The organism is Mesorhizobium sp. B1-1-7 (genome assembly GCF_006442705.1).
Classification (GTDB): domain Bacteria; phylum Pseudomonadota; class Alphaproteobacteria; order Rhizobiales; family Rhizobiaceae; genus Mesorhizobium; species Mesorhizobium opportunistum.
The window spans coordinates 210925-226398 of record NZ_VFWQ01000002.1; the positions used below are offsets into that span (position 1 = coordinate 210925).

Consider the following 15474-nt stretch of genomic DNA (forward strand, 5'->3'; position numbering starts at 1 on the left):
TTCACTCCGAACCACGCAATTGGTGGATATGTCCGACAAGGCCGGCCGTCGAGGCATCCCGCTTTGCGGCACTTTCCTTGCCTTCCACGACAGGCAGGAGGCCGGTGGCCAGTTCCTTGCCGAGCTCGACGCCCCATTGGTCGAAGGAGTTGATGTTGAAGAGCGTTCCCTCGACGAAGACGCGGTGCTCGTAAAGTGCGATCACCCGACCCAAGGTGCGCGGATCGAGCTTGCGGTAGAGGATGGTCAGCGAGGGCCGGTTGCCCGAGAAAACGCGATGCGGCGCGATGCGGTCGACGTCGGCTGGCTTCATGCCCTTGGCCAGCATCTGCGCGCGCGCCTCCTCCAGCGTGCGGCCCTTCATGAAGGCTTCCGACTGCGCCAGGCAATTGGCGAGCAGCAGGTCGTGCTGATGCTTGAGATCGGGCTCATGGCCGACGGCGGCGGCGAGGAATTCGACCGGGATGAAATCGGTGCCCTGATGCAGCAGCTGGAAGAAGGCGTGCTGGCCGTTGGTGCCGGGCTCGCCCCAGACCAGCGGTCCGGTCGGTGTGGTCACCGCGGTGCCTTCGAGGGTGACGCTCTTGCCGTTCGATTCCATGTCGAGCTGCTGCAGATAGGCCGGCAGCCTGGACAGGCGCTGGTCGTAGGGGATGACGGCGCGGGCCGGGTATTTGCAGATCACCCGGTGCCACCAGCCGACCAGCCCCAGCAGCGCCGGCAGGTTCTTGCGCAACGGCGCGGTGCGGAAGTGCTCGTCCATCTCGTGCGCGCCATCGAGGAAGGCGCGGAAATTCCGTGGACCGACCGCGATCATGACAGGCAGGCCGATCGCACCCCAGACCGAATAGCGGCCGCCGACCCAGTCCCAGAAGCCGAAGACGCGATCCGCTTCGATGCCGAATTTCGCCACCAGGTCGAGCGCGGTCGAGACGGCGGCGAAATGCTTGCCGACCGCCTCCTTGCCGAGCGCCTTCTGCACCCAGTCGCGCGCCGTCTGCGCATTGGTCATCGTCTCGACAGTGGTGAAGGTCTTGGAGGCGATGATGAACAGCGTGGTTTCAGCGGACAGGCTCTTCAGCGTGTCGTGGATATGGGCGCCGTCGATGTTGGAGACATAATGCGCGCGCGGGCCGTCATGATAGGGGGCGAGCGCCAGGGTCACCATGGCCGGACCGAGATCGGAGCCGCCGATGCCGATGTTGACGATGTCGGTGATCTTCTTGCCGGTGGCGCCGGCCGCCTTGCCGGAGCGGATCGCGTCGGCGAAGGCGCCCATCGCGTCGAGCACGGCGATGACGTCCGCCTTGACGTCCTGGCCGTCGACCGTGACACCCTTGCCGCTCAGGTTGCGCAGCGCCGTGTGCAGCACGGCGCGGTCCTCGGTGATGTTGATCTTCTTGCCGGCGAACATGGCTGCACGGCGACCTTCGAGATCGGCAGCCTTGGCGAGCTTTTCCAGCAAATCCATGGTGGTCGCGTCGACGGCGCATTTCGACCAGTCCAGCAACATGTCACCGTCGGTGGCGGAGAATGTCGCAAACCGCTGCGGATCGGCGGCGAAGGCCTGGCGCATGTCGCCCGGCGCGCTTGCGCGATAGTCGCGCAAGGCGGCGAGCTGTTTCTGGAAGGCTGTCTGATCCACTGGCGGGAAACTCCTGGCGTCTTCGACGCACCATATCAGACCGGATGTTTCCGGCGCGTGTCGTCGCGCCACAACTATTGAGCCGAACTCGGTCCGGTCAATACGCGGTTATGCCGCATCGCATCACGATGCGATGACAGAATGTGACATCGGCGCGGCTTGCAGCCGTCGATTTCGGACGAAGGATCACTGGCATAAATCCCAAAGATCAGAAAAATTGATTGGCGCAACCCCTTGTGCCACCGTTACATTCGACTGGTCCAGCCAAACGAAAAAAGCTGGCCATCGAGGAACATTTCCCATGCCACAGCGCAATGACACGGCCATATGGTCCGGCCTGTTCCGGATTTCGGCCGAATCCGGCCAAACCCTCCAGGCACAGATCCGACAGGCGATCGTGGCCGCCATCCTAGACCGGCAGATCGCCGCTTCGATGCCGCTCCCCTCGTGCCGGATCCTGGCCGAGAAACTCGGCGTGGCGCGCGGAACCGTGGTTCTGGCCTTCCAGCAGCTCGTCGACCAGGGGTTCCTGGTGGCGCGCGAGCGTCGCGGCCATTTCGTCAATCCCGACGTGCTGGCGACACCCGCCAAGCCGCACCAGAAGGCGCCCGACCAGGCCAACGAGATCGACTGGAAGGCACGCCGGCAGATCGCGGCAAGCGATATGCCGCCGCCGGCCAAGCACGAGAACTGGATCAAGTCGTCCTACCCGTTCGTCTACGGCCAGTTCGACCCGGCGCTGTTCCCGACCGCCGAGTGGCGCGAGTGCAACCGCATGGCCCTGGCAGTGCTCGAAATCCGCAACTGGGCGTCCGACATGGTCGATCGCGACGATCCGCTCCTGATCGAGCAGATCCAGGCGCGGCTCCTGCCCCGGCGCGGAATCTTCGCCAATCCCGACGAGATCATCGTCACGCTGGGCGCCCAGAACGCGCTCTACATGCTGGCGACACTTTTGATGACCAAGGGCTCCAAGGTGGCGATGGAAGATCCCGGCTACCCCGATGCCCGCTCGATCTTCCGGCTTGCGGGCGCCGACATCCAGCCAGTGCCGGTCGACCAGTCCGGCATCGTAACCTCTTCTATCCCCAATGATTCCGGCTTCGTCTTCGTCACGCCCAGCCATCATTGCCCGACCATGGTGCCGTTGTCGGCCGAGCGGCGGCAGGATCTGCTGGCGCGTGCCAACCGGCACAACCAGATCATCATCGAGGACGGCTATGACAGCCAGCTTCTCGACGAGGCGCCGCAGCAGGCGCTGAAGAGCCTCGATCGCTCCGGCCGCGTCGTCTATGTCGGATCGATGTCGAAGACGCTGGCTCCGGGCTTGCGGCTTGGCTACATCGTGGCGTCGGCTGGACTGATCGCGGAGCTCAGGGCGCTGCGCCGCTTCATGCTGCGTCACCCGCCGGCAAACAACCAGCGCGCCGTGGCACTCTTCCTGTCGCTCGGGCATCACGAAGCGCTGGTGCGGCGGCTGTCGAGCGCCTTCGACGAACGGCGCAAGCGCCTGGTCCATGCGATTTCCGCCTTCCTGCCGGAATGGCGTTCGACCGACTCGGCCGGCGGCACCTCGCTGTGGCTCGAAGGTCCACGCGGCACCGATTCGCGTGGACTGGCCGAGGCCGCCGCCTCGCGCAGTGTCATCATAGAGCCTGGCGACCGGTTCTTCGACCGCACGGAAAAGCCTTCGCGTTTCATGCGCTTGGGCATTTCCTCGATCGCGCTGCAGCACATCGAGCCCGGCATTCGCGAGCTCGCCACCGCGGCCGGACGCAGGCCGGCAGCGGCCTGATCCACTCCCCGATCCCCTTGACCGGAGCCGCACGACAGCGTCTCCGGCTCCTTTAGCCCTGGCACATGCAACCAGACCGGCTGGCTCATAGTCTGTGCCAATGCCGGCGGCATAGTCGTGGCACAAAGGGGAAGAAGCAGCCGATGGTGGACCAACCGCCGCCCTGTTTCCGAGAAAAGGTGGAGTGCCTCCATGTCAGTGGTTGTTGAAAAGCAGGAAGCGGCGGACCAGCGTTCGCGCCGCTCCGGCGGGCGCGAAGCGCGCCGCGCCATGCGGGCAGCGCCGTTGGCCGACGACATCAAGCCGGTGCGCGCAGGCCTCGAGGGCGGCAGCTACGGACCGCTGGCGGGCAATGATCGGGAGCGCATCCATGAAGCGGTGCTGACGCTGCTGGAGACGGTCGGCTTTGCCAATGCCATCCCTTCCTGCATCGAGGCGCTGACCAAGGTCGGCGCCACCTATGGCGACGATGGCCGCATTCGTTTTCCACGCGCGCTGGTGCTCGACACGATCAAGAAAGCTGCCCGGAATTTCACCTTGCACGGCCAGGACCCGAAACACGATATGGTGATCCAGGGCAAGCGCGTGCACTACGGCACGGCCGGAGCCGCGGTCCACCTGGTCGATGTCGAAAAGCGCGAATACCGCGAATCGCTGCTGCAGGACATCTATGACGCCGCCCGCATCGTCGAGGGGCTCGACAACATCCATTTCTTCCAGCGGCCGATGGTGCCGCGCGACATTCCCGATCCGCTCGAAATGGACTTCAACACGCTCTACGCCTGCGTGATGGGCACGTCCAAGCATGTCGGCACCTCTTTCACGGTGCGCGAGAACGTGCAGCCGGCGCTCGAAATGCTCTATGCCATCGCCGGCGGCGAGGAGAATTTCCGCGCCAGGCCGTTCGTGTCGAACTCGAACTGCTTCGTCGTGCCGCCGATGAAGTTCGCCGAGGACGCCTGCGGCGTGCTCGAAGCCTGCGTCGATGGCGGCATCCCGATCCTGTTGCTGTCGGCTGGACAGGCCGGCGCGACCGCGCCGGCGGCGATTGCCGGCGCCGTCGTGCAAGCCGTGGCCGAAGTGCTGGCTGGTCTCGTCTATGTCAACGCCCTGAAGCCGGGACATCCGGCGATCTTCGGCACCTGGCCGTTCGTTTCCGATCTGCGCACCGGCGCCATGTCCGGCGGCTCGGCCGAACAGGCGGTGCTGACGGCAGCCTGCGCGCAGATGGCACAGTTCTACGATCTGCCGGGTGGTTCGGCCGCCGGCATGACGGATTCGAAACTGCCCGACATTCAGTCCGGCTACGAGAAGGGCATCACCGATGTGATGGCCGGCCTTGCCGGGCTCAACCTGGTCTATGAATCGGCCGGCATGCATGCATCACTGCTCGGCTTCTGCCTGGAAAGCCTGATCATCGACAATGACATGCTGGGCCACTGCCTGCGCTGCGTGCGCGGCATCGAGGTGACCGACGAGGCGCTGTCGATCGACACTATCGCCGATGTCTGCCTGAGGGGACCGGGCCACTATCTCGGCAACGAGCAGACGCTGCGGCTGATGCAGACGGAATATTTCTATCCCGCCGTCGGCGACCGTTTCTCGCCGAAGGAATGGAACGAGAAGGGCCGGCCCGACATCCTGCAGCGCGCGATCATCGAGAAGAAGCGCGTCCTTGCCGAACGTTTCCCGCGCCACGTGCCGAAGCCGCTCGACGACAAATTGCGCATGCGTTTCGGCGAGATGATCAAGCTGCCGCGCGCCAATATGGGCGGGTAGCGCCGCTTCTCGTCAAAGGGTGTGTTGAGATTCAGGTCAGGCCGAGTCGAAAACGGTGGCTTGCGAGAACCGGAGCGGAGCGTACTTTTGGGTACGTGAGCAACGGAAGCGCAGCAAGCTATCGTTTGCAGACCGGCATCACCTGAATATCGACGCACCCTAGTCCGTGCCGAGCCCGTAGCGTTCTACGACTTCGGCATCGATCAGCTTGGCGTGCAGCGCCATCAGCACGATCTTCGCGTCGAAACTGTCGCCGGCCTCGACCGCGGCTTCGATCCGGTGCTCGGCATCCTGCCGCTGCTGCAGGCCTTGGGACCGCTCGAACGTCTCCGGCCCGGCAATGCAATAGCTGAACAGGCGCGCGACTTGCGGATAGGCCTGCGGCGGCGGCTCGTCGGGCCAATGGTCCTTCATCAGATTGACGATGGTGAGTTTTACGCCCTCAGGCACAAGGGCGGGATGCAGGTCGGCGCCGCGCAAGGCCGTGTCGAGCTGCCTCAGATCGCCCGAGCGGCCGAACATTCCGAGGAAGCCGAGGGAAGAGCGCCGTCCTGCCATGATGGTCCAATCCGTTTCCAGCCACTTAGGTGGTTCGCAAGCGGATTACAAAGGCAACGGATCCTAAAGCGCCGCGCTTTAGGTCTTTGTTTTGATCCATGTCGTTCTCCCAAAACCGAGTCACTTTTGGGCGACATGCATTAGCCGCTTACCGCCAACAACAGGACGCCGGCCAGAGCCGATCCGGCGAGCGTCGGCAGCATGCCGATCTTCAGCTTCAGGATGGCGATCATGGCGGCCAGGGAAAGCAGCGCCGCGCGCCAGTCGATCGACGAGAGCACCGGCACATTCATGCCTGGACCTATCGTGTGCACCTCACGGAAAACGACGTGCAAGGCAAACCACAGAGCGAGATTCATGATGACGCCGACGACGGCGGCGGTGATCGCGCCCAATGCGGCCGACAAGGCCTTGTTGCCGCGCAGGGCCTCGATATAGGGCGCACCGAGGAATATCCAGAAGAAGCAGGGCGTGAACGTTACCCACAGCGTGAGCAGTGCTCCGAGCGACCCGGCAAGCACTGGGTCCAGCCCCCCGGGGTGGCGGAACGCGGCGATGAAGCCGACGAACTGCAGCACCAGGATGAGCGGGCCTGGCGTGGTCTCGGCAAGCCCGAGACCATCGACCATTTCACCAGGGGCGAGCCAGCCGAAGGACTGGACAGCAGCCTGCGCGACATAGGCAAGCACCGCATAGGCGCCACCGAAGGTGACGACCGCCATCAGGCTGAAAAAACGGCCTATCTCGGTCCAGACGCTCGCGGAGCCGGTGAACCACCAGATCGCAAGGACAGGTCCGAGCCAGATCGGCAGCCAGATGGCGACAGTGCGCGGCGCATGCCATTTGGTCGGCGTGACATGGGCCAGTTCGCCGCGCTCGAACATCAGGTCGACCGCGCCCTTGATATCGGCAATGTCGCCCTTGCCATGGGCGGAGCCGGAAAACAGGCCTGGAACAACGCGGTCTCCCAGCCATCCTGTCAGGCCCGCGAGCAGGACGATGAGCGGGAACGGCACATTCAACGCATAGATGGCAATGAAAGCCGCGACCGCGATCGACACCATGACCGGATTTTTCAGGGCGCGCCGTCCGATCCGGATCACCGCCTGGACGACAATGGCCAGCACCGCCGCCTTCACCCCGAAAAACAGCGCCTCGACGAGCGGCACGTCGCCATAGAGTGCGTAGAGAACGCTCAGGATCAGCATGACGAGCGCGCCCGGCACGACGAACAGCATGCCGGCAACGAGGCCGCCGATCGTCCTGTGCAGCAGCCAGCCGATATAGATGGCGAGCTGCTGCGCTTCCGGGCCGGGCAGCAGCATGCAGTAGTTCAGCGCATGCAGGAAACGCTGTTCACCGATCCAGCGCCGCTCCTCGACCAGTTCCTTGTGCATCAAGGCGATCTGCCCGGCCGGCCCGCCGAAGCTGAGCAGTCCGATTTTCGTCCAGAGCCTCAAGGCTTCGGCAAAGGTCGGTGCGGCCGGCGCCTCGCTGTTTACCGCCGCATCCTGCGGCACAAGAGCGCTCATGCCGTTTTACCCCCAGCTGCTCCTGGCCAATTGTGGGTTTCTTCGGTGGCGTCGCGGCACCAGCGGAAGAACGCATCGTAGAGCAGCATGCCTGCTTCCAACTGCTCCAAATCGTCGCGATACATGCGCGACAGGCCGAGCGATGCAGCCAGAAAGCCGGCGGCCTGGGGCACCAGATCGAGGCTTGCCGTGTCGGCGGCGCGCACGATCAGGGCAAGGCGATCGAGCGCCTCGGATTCCAGCCCGAACTCCTCGATCATCGTGTCGAAGGTGCAGCGATCGCCGCGATGGCTCCAGAACACATTGTCGATGTCGAAAGGCATGGCCTGAAAACGGTCGGCGACAGCAGGCACTTCGGCTGCCTCGACGAACAGGAAGATCGCATGAGGATCGACGAAGCGCCGGATCAGCCAGGGGCAGGCGATGCGGTCGACCTTCGGGCGCGATCGCGTCACCCACACAGTGCGGCCTCTTTCGTCGCGTGGCGGTAATTTTTCGGTGCGGACCAAAAGCCCATTCGCGTCGCGCCAGGCTTCGAAGCCGCCTTCGAGGGATTCAGCGGAAATACCCTCATGCCGCAGCCATGCGGCTACGCCTTGCGAGAGTTTTTGACCTTTCTGACAGACGACCGCGACCTGGCTGCCGGCAAATTCGGAAGCCCAGGTCGAAACGGTTTTGAAATTGCGTCGGCATGAGGCCGGCAGCAGGCGCTGATCGGCGTCGAAATCCTCATCGATGCGGACATCGATGATCATGGGTGCACCCGGCAGACCGACCAGACGAGACAGTTGCGATACGGTGATAGCGGTTGTTGACGGCATGGCGTCCACCTCCTGATAGAGAAGCCTGGACGCGAACGTTGGGCTGACGCCTCACGGGGTCTTCGCGATGCACCCCTTGCCATGACAGTGGATTTGTCGAGCGCCCTTGTCAAGGATCGCGCACGGTCTCGGCCCGCCATCGACGCGCCACGCCAAACGAAACACGGCTGGCGACCTGAGTAAGCAGGCCGCCAGCCGTCGATCCAACATCCGTGATTGTCGCCAGGAATAATCTATGACTATCCCTGTGAATAATCGATGATTGTCCCCCGAGCAATCAGTGATTGTCCCCCGGAGCAATCAGTGATTGTCCCCGGAGCAATCAGTGATTGTCTCTGGGGACGCCGCTGGTGTGCGCGACATCCTGGTATTTCACCGCCGGCTTCAGCACCATTCCCTCGGAGAACTGGTCGACCATGCCGCGCTGGATCTCCTGCCACGGCGTCTGGTGTTTGGGATAGTGAAAGCCGCCATTGTTCTGCAGTTCGGCACGGCGCCGCGTGATCTCGTCATCGGTGACCAGGATATCGGCGGTGCCCTTCCTGAGATCGATGCGGACGCGGTCGCCTGTCTTGAGCAGCGCCAGGCCGCCGCCGATCGCGGCTTCGGGCGAGGCATTCAGGATCGACGGAGAGCCTGACGTGCCCGACTGGCGGCCGTCACCGATACAGGCGAGTGCGTGGATGCCCTTCTTGATCAGGTAGGCCGGCGGCTGCATGTTGACCACCTCGGCGCCACCGGGATAGCCGACCGGGCCGGCGCCGCGCATGAACAGGATGGTGTGCTCGTCGATGCCTTGCGCCGGATCGTCGATGCGGGCGTGGTAATCCTCGGGGCCGTCGAAGACCATGGCGTTGCCTTCGAAGGCTTCGGGATCCTTCGGGTTGGACAGATAGCGCTCGCGGAATTCGGGCGAGATGCCGCTGGTCTTCATGATCGCCGAATCGAACAGATTGCCCCTGAGGTTGATGAAGCCGGCATTGGCCTTCAGCGGCTTGTCGACGCTGCGGATGACCTCGGCATTCTCGTTGGCGACCCCCTTGCAATTGTCACCGATCGACTTGCCGTTGACGGTCAGCGCATCGGGATGCGGCAACAGCCCGCCCTTCATCAGTTCGGCCACCACGGCCGGCACGCCGCCGGCATGATGGTAATCCTCGCCGAGATACTCGCCCGTCGGCTGCAGATTGACGATGAGCGGCACCTTGAGGCCGATCTTCTGCCAGTCGTCATTGTCGAGCGGCACGCCGAGATGGCGGGCAATCGCATTGAGGTGGATCGGCGCGTTGGTGGAGCCGCCGATCGCCGAGTTGACGACGATGGCGTTCTCGAAGGCCTTGCGCGTCATGATGTCGGACGGTTTCAGGTCCTCATGCACCATCTCGACGATGCGCTTGCCGGTCTCGTAAGAAATCTGGCCGCGCTCGCGATAGGGCGCCGGGATGGCGGCCGAACCCGGCAGTTGCATGCCGAGCGCCTCGGCCAGCGAATTCATCGTGGTGGCGGTGCCCATGGTGTTGCAATAGCCGGTGGACGGCGCCGAGGAGGCGACGATGTCCATGAACTCGTCATAGCCGATCTCGCCGGCCGACAGGCGCTGGCGCGATTCCCAGACGATGGTGCCGGAGCCGGTGCGCTTGCCCTTGTGCCAGCCATTGAGCATCGGGCCGACCGACAGCGCGATGGCCGGAATGTTGACGGTGGCCGCCGCCATCAACAGCGCTGGCGTCGTCTTGTCGCAGCCGATGGTCAGCACCACGCCGTCGAGCGGATAGCCGTAGAGCACCTCGACGAGGCTGAGATAGGCGAGATTGCGGTCGAGTGCCGCGGTCGGGCGCTTGCCCGTTTCCTGGATCGGATGGCACGGAAACTCGAATGGAATGCCGCCCATCGAGACGATGCCTTCGCGCACACGCTTGGCGAGTTCGATGTGGTGCCGGTTGCAAGGCGAAAGGTCCGAGCCGGTCTGGGCGATGCCGATCAGCGGCTTGCCCGACATCAATTCGGCGCGCGTCAGCCCGTAATTCAGGTAGCGCTCGAGATAGAGCGCGGTCATTCCCGGATTGTCAGGGTTGTCGAACCACTCTTGCGAGCGAAACTTTTTCTTCTTCGTGGGGGCGCCAGCCATCATGGTCTCCGTATTTGTATGACAAATCGATATGACAACGCGCGGATGCAGGCAAGGGGCACGCGTGATCTGAACCCGCACTTTGGTGCGATAGACATGTATCGACCCGCACGCTACGACCAATCCGACATCGGTGGTCCGGGAGGTTTTGATGGCTTTGGTGATCGAAGGCGAGGAACGTATCGCCGCACCTATACAGAAAGTATGGGAAGCTTTGAACGATCCGGCGGTACTCAAGGAGAGCATTCCCGGCTGCCAGAGCCTGGAGATGAAGTCGCCGACCGAGATGGCGGCGACGGTCGTCCTGAAGATCGGACCGATCAAGGCGACCTTCAACGGCGAGGTGACGCTGAAAAACCTCAAGCCGCCGCATGCCTACACCATCCAGGGCGAAGGCAAGGGCGGTATTGCCGGCTTTGCCAAGGGCGGTGCCGACGTGACGCTGACCGAGGATGGGCCGGATGCCACCGTCCTGAAATACGCGGCCAAGGCCGATGTCGGCGGCAAGATCGCCCAGCTTGGCAGCCGGCTGATCGAGTCGACCTCGAAGAAGCTGGCCGGACAATTCTTTTCGACTTTCGGCGAGAAAGTGGGCGGCTAGGCCCTCGCCCTTGAGAATCACTCGAAGACGATGTTCGGCACCGCCGCTTCGGCGGCGCCACGCTCCTCGTTGACCCGATCCCAGACCTTCGAAGCAATATCGCGATAAATCTTCGCCTCGGCGCTGTCGGGCTTCGATGCCACCACCGGCGAACCTTCATCGGAGCTTTCGCGAATGCCCATCTCCAGCGGCACTTCGCCGAGGAAGGTGACGCCGAGGCGCTCTGCCTCGCGGCGTGCGCCGCCATGGCCAAAGATATCGTAGCGCTTGCCGGTGTCGGGCGCCAGGAAGTAGCTCATGTTCTCGACGATGCCGAGCAGCGGCACGTCGACCTTCCTGAACATGTTCAGCCCCTTGCGGGCATCGATCAGCGCCAGGTCCTGCGGCGTCGAGACGATGACGGCGCCGGCCAGCGGCACCTGCTGGGCCATGGTCAGCTGGGCGTCGCCGGTGCCGGGGGGCATGTCGACCACAAGCACGTCGAGCCGCCCCCATTCGACCTCGCGCAGCATCTGCGTCAGCGCCGACATCACCATCGGGCCGCGCCAGATCATCGGTGTCTCCTCGTCGACGAGGAAACCCATCGACATCACCTTCAGCCCATAATTCTCCATCGGCTTCAGGATCTTACCGTCGACCGTCTGCGGCCGGCCGTGAATGTTGAGCAGCCTGGGCATCGACGGGCCGTAGATGTCGGCATCGAGCACGCCGACGCGCAGGCCGTTGGCGGCAAGGCCAAGCGCGATGTTGACGGCGGTGGTCGACTTGCCGACGCCGCCCTTGCCGGAAGCAACGGCGATGATCGCCTCGATGCCGGGCACGCCGCGCTTGCCATGGCTGTGCGAAGCTGGGGCATGCGGCGCGGCGCGCGCAGCGGCGGGCGGAGCCGATGGTGCCGGCCTGGCAGCGGGACGCGCCGGAACCGGCGCCTCCATGCCACCGCCCTTCTTTTCCGCCGTCAGCGCGACGACGGCGCCGGCGACACCGGGGATTGCCTTGACGACACGCTCCGCGGCGGCGCGCAACGGCTCCATCTCCTGCGCCCTGGCGGCGGGAACCGTGATCGAGAAGAACACTTTTGCGTCGGCGATGAATATCTCGGAGACCATGCCGAGATCGACGATATTGCTGGTGAAGTCAGGCCCATTGACCGTCTTCAGGCGCTCGGTGACGATTTCCTTGGTAACGGACATGATCTTTTCCTCGGCGTTCGGCCCCTCAGATAGTGTAGTTTTCGGGCAGAACCAAGCAGCCGCCTCGACGCACCCCTTGACGCCTCCTTGGCCGATGCGAACGAGAGCACCGGCGGGCACAAGTCGCCAAGCATGGCGCGCGACCTATTTCAATGAGGATGAGGGAAGACAATCAGGGAAGGATAGGATCATGCTCGAAAACAGCAACGCCACGGCCAACATCGCGGTGAAGGACCTGGCGAGAGCAAAGGCCTTTTATGAGGGGACTCTGGGCCTCAAGCAGGTCGACGACATGGGTGGCGAACTGATCGTCTACAAAAGCGGCGACACGTTCATCAATGTCTATCATTCACAATTTGCCGGGACCAACAAGGCGACGACGGTGACCTGGACGGTCGGCGATCAGATCGAGACTGTCGTCAAATCGTTGAAATCGAAAGGCGTTGCCTTCGAACACTACGAAATGCCCGGGCTGACGATCGAGGGTGACGTCCATGTCGGCCAAAGCATGAAGGTCGCCTGGTTCAAGGATCCGGACGGCAACATCCTCAATCTTGTGAGCCAGTAGACCGCATCGCGATTGCCGGGGGGTCCGGGCGCCGCGATGTTGCCTCAGCCCGTCAGGTTGACGGCGAGATAGGTGAGAGCCGAAATCGCCGCCGTCGCCGGCAAGGTGACGATCCAGGCGATGACGATGTTGCCGGCGATGCCCCAGCGCACCGCCGAAACGCGGCGTGCGGCGCCGACACCGATGATGGCACCGGTGATCGTATGCGTGGTCGATACGGGAATGCCGAGCCAGGTGGCGGCGAACAGCGTTATGGCACCGCCGGTCTCGGCGCAGAAACCCTGCATCGGATTCAACCTGGTGATCTTCGAGCCCATCGTGTGAACGATGCGCCAGCCGCCGAACAGCGTGCCCAGCGCCAGCGCCGACTGGCAGGTGAGGACGACCCACAGCGGCACGTAGAATTTCTCGCCGAGCATGCCTTGCGAATAGAGCAGCACGGCGATGATGCCCATGGTCTTCTGGGCATCGTTGCCGCCATGTCCGAGCGAATAGAGCGAGGCGGAAAAGAACTGCAGCACGCGGAAGGTGCTGTCGACGGCAAACGGCGTCTGGCGCACGAACAGCCACGAAACCACGAGGATGAGGACGAGCGCCAGGACAAAACCCGTTGCCGGCGACAGAACGATCGCAGCGACCGTCTTGCCGAGCCCCGACCAGACGATGGCGCCGACGCCCGCCTTTGCAACGCCGGCGCCGACCAGCCCGCCGATCAGCGCGTGCGAGCTGCTCGATGGGATGCCGGCGATCCAGGTGACGATGTTCCAGACGATGGCGCCCACGAGAGCCGAGAAGATCACCGCCGGCGTGACGATGCTGACGTCGACGATGCCCTTGCCCACGGTTTCAGCGACATGCAGGCCGAAGAACATGAAGGCGATGAAATTGAAGAAAGCCGCCCAGAACACCGCATAATGCGGCCTCAGCACGCGCGTGGAGACGATCGTGGCGATGGAGTTGGCCGCGTCGTGCAGGCCGTTGAGAAAATCGAAGAACAGCGCGACGGCGACAAGGCCGGCCAGCAGGGGAAAGGCTATGGTGGCTTCCATTGCCTAGACGTTCTCGATGACGATGCCGCTGATCTCGTTGGCGACGTCCTCGAAACGGTCGACCACCTTCTCGAGCTGGCCATAGATCTCGCTGCCGATCAGATAAGCCATAGGGTCGCTGCTGCCGTGTTTCCTGAACAGGTTTTTCAGCCCCTGCTCATGCAGATCATCGGCCCGGCTTTCGACGCGCATGACTTCTTCGGCGATGGCGTTGAGGCGCACCGTGTGCGTACCGACCTTGGCGAGCAGCGGGATCGCCTCGGCCACCAGCTTGGCGGCAGCGACGATGACGCCGCCCATTTCCTGCATCAGCGGATCGAATTCCTTCTTTTCGAACAGTCTCACCGTCTTGACGGTCTTGTGCATCATATCGATGGCATCATCCATCGACTGGATCAGGTCCTTGATGTCGCCGCGATCGAACGGCGTGATGAAGGAGCGCCGCACGGCAAGCAGGACTTCGGCGGTGATGTGGTCGGCTTCGTCCTCGAGATCGACGATCTTCTGGCACCAGCGATCGATATCCTTGCCCTGGAGGAGGAGCTGCAGCGCCTCCGCGCCGCCGACCACCGTGCGGGAATGGCGCTCGAACAGATCAAAGAAGCGATCTTCGCGCGGCAGCAGCTTGCGGAACCAGCCCAGCATGTCAGTCTCCCATCGCGGCCGGTTCACGACCGTTTTACTGACATAGCGCCGCACGGCGCCGCGGGGAACCGTAAGCCGGCTGAAAAGATGTGGATGCGGGCGTTATGCATATCGCTTGCGGCAAAGGACAAATTGCCCGAGCCTGCGCGACGACCGGAAGGATGGCATGATCGACAAACTCGAATTCTTCATCGCGCTGGCCAAGGAAGAGCATTTCGGCCGGGCGGCGGAAGTGTGCGGCGTCACCCAGCCGACGCTTTCGGCCGGGATCAAGCAGCTGGAAGGCCAGCTCGGCGTCATGCTGGTGCTGCGCGGCTCGCGCTTCCAGGGCCTGACGCCGGAAGGCAAGCAGGTGCTGGTTTGGGCGCGGCGCATCGTCGGCGACTCAAGGACCATGCGCGAGGAAATGCGCGCGGCGCGCCACGGCCTTGCCGGCCGCATCCGCATCGCCGCCGTCCCGACGGCGCTGGCCATGGTGGCGCGGCTGACAACGCCGTTCCGCGAAAAGCATCCCGGCGTCACTTTTTCCGTCCTGTCGCGGACGTCGATCGAGGTGCTGACGCTGCTCGGCAATTTCGATGTCGATGCCGGCATCACCTATCTCGACAACGAACCCCTGGGGCGGGTGACCAGCGTGCCGCTCTATGACGAGCGCTACCAGCTGATCACGGCGGTCGGAAACCCCTATTCCGACCGCGACAAAGTGACGTGGGCCGAGATCAGCCATCTGCCGCTCTGCCTGCTGACGCCGGACATGCAGAACCGGCGCATCATCGACCAGCATCTGGCGGAAGCCGGCGTGCAGGTGCGGCCGACGCTGGAATCCAACTCGATGATTGTCTTGTTCTCGCATATCCGGACCGGCAAATGGTCATCGATCATGCCTCTCAACCTCGCGGAAACATTCGGCTTTTCGGAGCCGATCCGGGCCATACCGATCGTCGAGCCGGATGCCAGCCATACCGTCGGGCTGGTGGCGGCACCGCGCGAGCCGCACACGCCGCTCGTGCAGGCGCTGCTGGACGAGGCGATGGCGCTGGCAGACGATTTCCGCACCCATCGCTAGGCTAGAAATGCCTGAGAAGACGCTTGATAGAAATTTTCTATCGAGCGACGAAACCGCTTTATTGATTTCGGGGGTTTCCTCTGATTTCTTAAGC

The 15474-nt window shown here is 63.5% G+C and carries 13 protein-coding genes; 5 read left to right on the forward strand and 8 right to left on the reverse strand.

The genetic code is table 11. The features are described 5' to 3' along the window. Position 1: 1 nt before the first annotated feature. Positions 2-1645, reverse strand: coding sequence for a glucose-6-phosphate isomerase (gene pgi / locus FJ978_RS03580; RefSeq protein WP_140570311.1), 1644 nt, complete (start codon positions 1643-1645; stop codon positions 2-4). Between the two features lie 301 nt (positions 1646-1946). Between pgi and FJ978_RS03585 the strand changes: the two genes are divergently transcribed. Next, a complete protein-coding gene (locus FJ978_RS03585; RefSeq protein WP_013891372.1) occupies positions 1947-3440 on the forward strand; it encodes a PLP-dependent aminotransferase family protein in 1494 nt (497 codons plus the stop codon). Positions 3441-3632: 192 nt separating this feature from the next. Continuing rightward, the gene (locus FJ978_RS03590; protein ID WP_140570314.1) at positions 3633-5219 is read left to right on the forward strand and encodes a trimethylamine methyltransferase family protein; all 1587 of its coding nucleotides are present in this window, start codon (positions 3633-3635) and stop codon (positions 5217-5219) included. A 159-nt stretch (positions 5220-5378) separates the two neighbouring features. Here the strand turns inward: FJ978_RS03590 and FJ978_RS03595 are convergent, their stop codons facing one another. The 4 genes from FJ978_RS03595 to FJ978_RS03610 all read right to left on the reverse strand — a co-directional run bounded on the left by FJ978_RS03595 (position 5379) and on the right by FJ978_RS03610 (position 10258). Next, on the reverse strand, positions 5379-5777 hold the full coding sequence (locus FJ978_RS03595) for a hypothetical protein (protein WP_140570318.1): 399 nt from the start codon (positions 5775-5777) through the stop codon (positions 5379-5381). 140 nt (positions 5778-5917) lie between these two features. Further along, on the reverse strand, positions 5918-7309 hold the full coding sequence (gene chrA, locus FJ978_RS03600; protein WP_140570321.1) for a chromate efflux transporter: 1392 nt from the start codon (positions 7307-7309) through the stop codon (positions 5918-5920). Then, on the reverse strand, positions 7306-8130 hold the full coding sequence (locus tag FJ978_RS03605; protein ID WP_140570324.1) for a sulfurtransferase/chromate resistance protein: 825 nt from the start codon (positions 8128-8130) through the stop codon (positions 7306-7308). The genes chrA and FJ978_RS03605 overlap by 4 nt, the downstream gene beginning before the upstream one ends. Positions 8131-8452: 322 nt before the next feature. After that, the gene (locus tag FJ978_RS03610) at positions 8453-10258 is read right to left on the reverse strand and encodes an IlvD/Edd family dehydratase (protein WP_013891377.1); all 1806 of its coding nucleotides are present in this window, start codon (positions 10256-10258) and stop codon (positions 8453-8455) included. A 151-nt stretch (positions 10259-10409) separates the two neighbouring features. On the opposite strand from FJ978_RS03610, the gene FJ978_RS03615 reads away from it, so the two are divergent. Beyond that, on the forward strand, positions 10410-10859 hold the full coding sequence (locus FJ978_RS03615; protein WP_013891378.1) for a carbon monoxide dehydrogenase subunit G: 450 nt from the start codon (positions 10410-10412) through the stop codon (positions 10857-10859). Positions 10860-10876: 17 nt separating this feature from the next. On the opposite strand, the gene FJ978_RS03620 is transcribed toward FJ978_RS03615, so the two are convergent. After that, positions 10877-12055 carry an Mrp/NBP35 family ATP-binding protein gene (locus FJ978_RS03620; protein WP_245265113.1) on the reverse strand — a complete coding sequence of 393 codons (1179 nt, stop codon included), beginning with the start codon at positions 12053-12055 and terminating at the stop codon, positions 10877-10879. A gap of 187 nt (positions 12056-12242) precedes the next feature. Between FJ978_RS03620 and FJ978_RS03625 the strand changes: the two genes are divergently transcribed. Continuing rightward, positions 12243-12620 carry a VOC family protein gene (locus FJ978_RS03625; protein WP_140570327.1) on the forward strand — a complete coding sequence of 126 codons (378 nt, stop codon included), beginning with the start codon at positions 12243-12245 and terminating at the stop codon, positions 12618-12620. A 44-nt stretch (positions 12621-12664) separates the two neighbouring features. On the opposite strand, the gene FJ978_RS03630 is transcribed toward FJ978_RS03625, so the two are convergent. Together FJ978_RS03630 and FJ978_RS03635 are read right to left on the reverse strand one after the other, a co-directional pair. Further along, positions 12665-13669, reverse strand: coding sequence for an inorganic phosphate transporter (locus FJ978_RS03630; RefSeq protein ID WP_013891381.1), 1005 nt, complete (start codon positions 13667-13669; stop codon positions 12665-12667). A gap of 3 nt (positions 13670-13672) precedes the next feature. Further along, on the reverse strand, positions 13673-14314 hold the full coding sequence (locus FJ978_RS03635; RefSeq protein ID WP_013891382.1) for a DUF47 domain-containing protein: 642 nt from the start codon (positions 14312-14314) through the stop codon (positions 13673-13675). 166 nt (positions 14315-14480) lie between these two features. Between FJ978_RS03635 and FJ978_RS03640 the strand changes: the two genes are divergently transcribed. Beyond that, positions 14481-15380: a LysR family transcriptional regulator gene (locus tag FJ978_RS03640; RefSeq protein WP_013891383.1), complete on the forward strand. Its 900-nt coding sequence runs from the start codon at positions 14481-14483 to the stop codon at positions 15378-15380. The last annotated feature ends 94 nt before the right edge of the window (positions 15381-15474 follow it).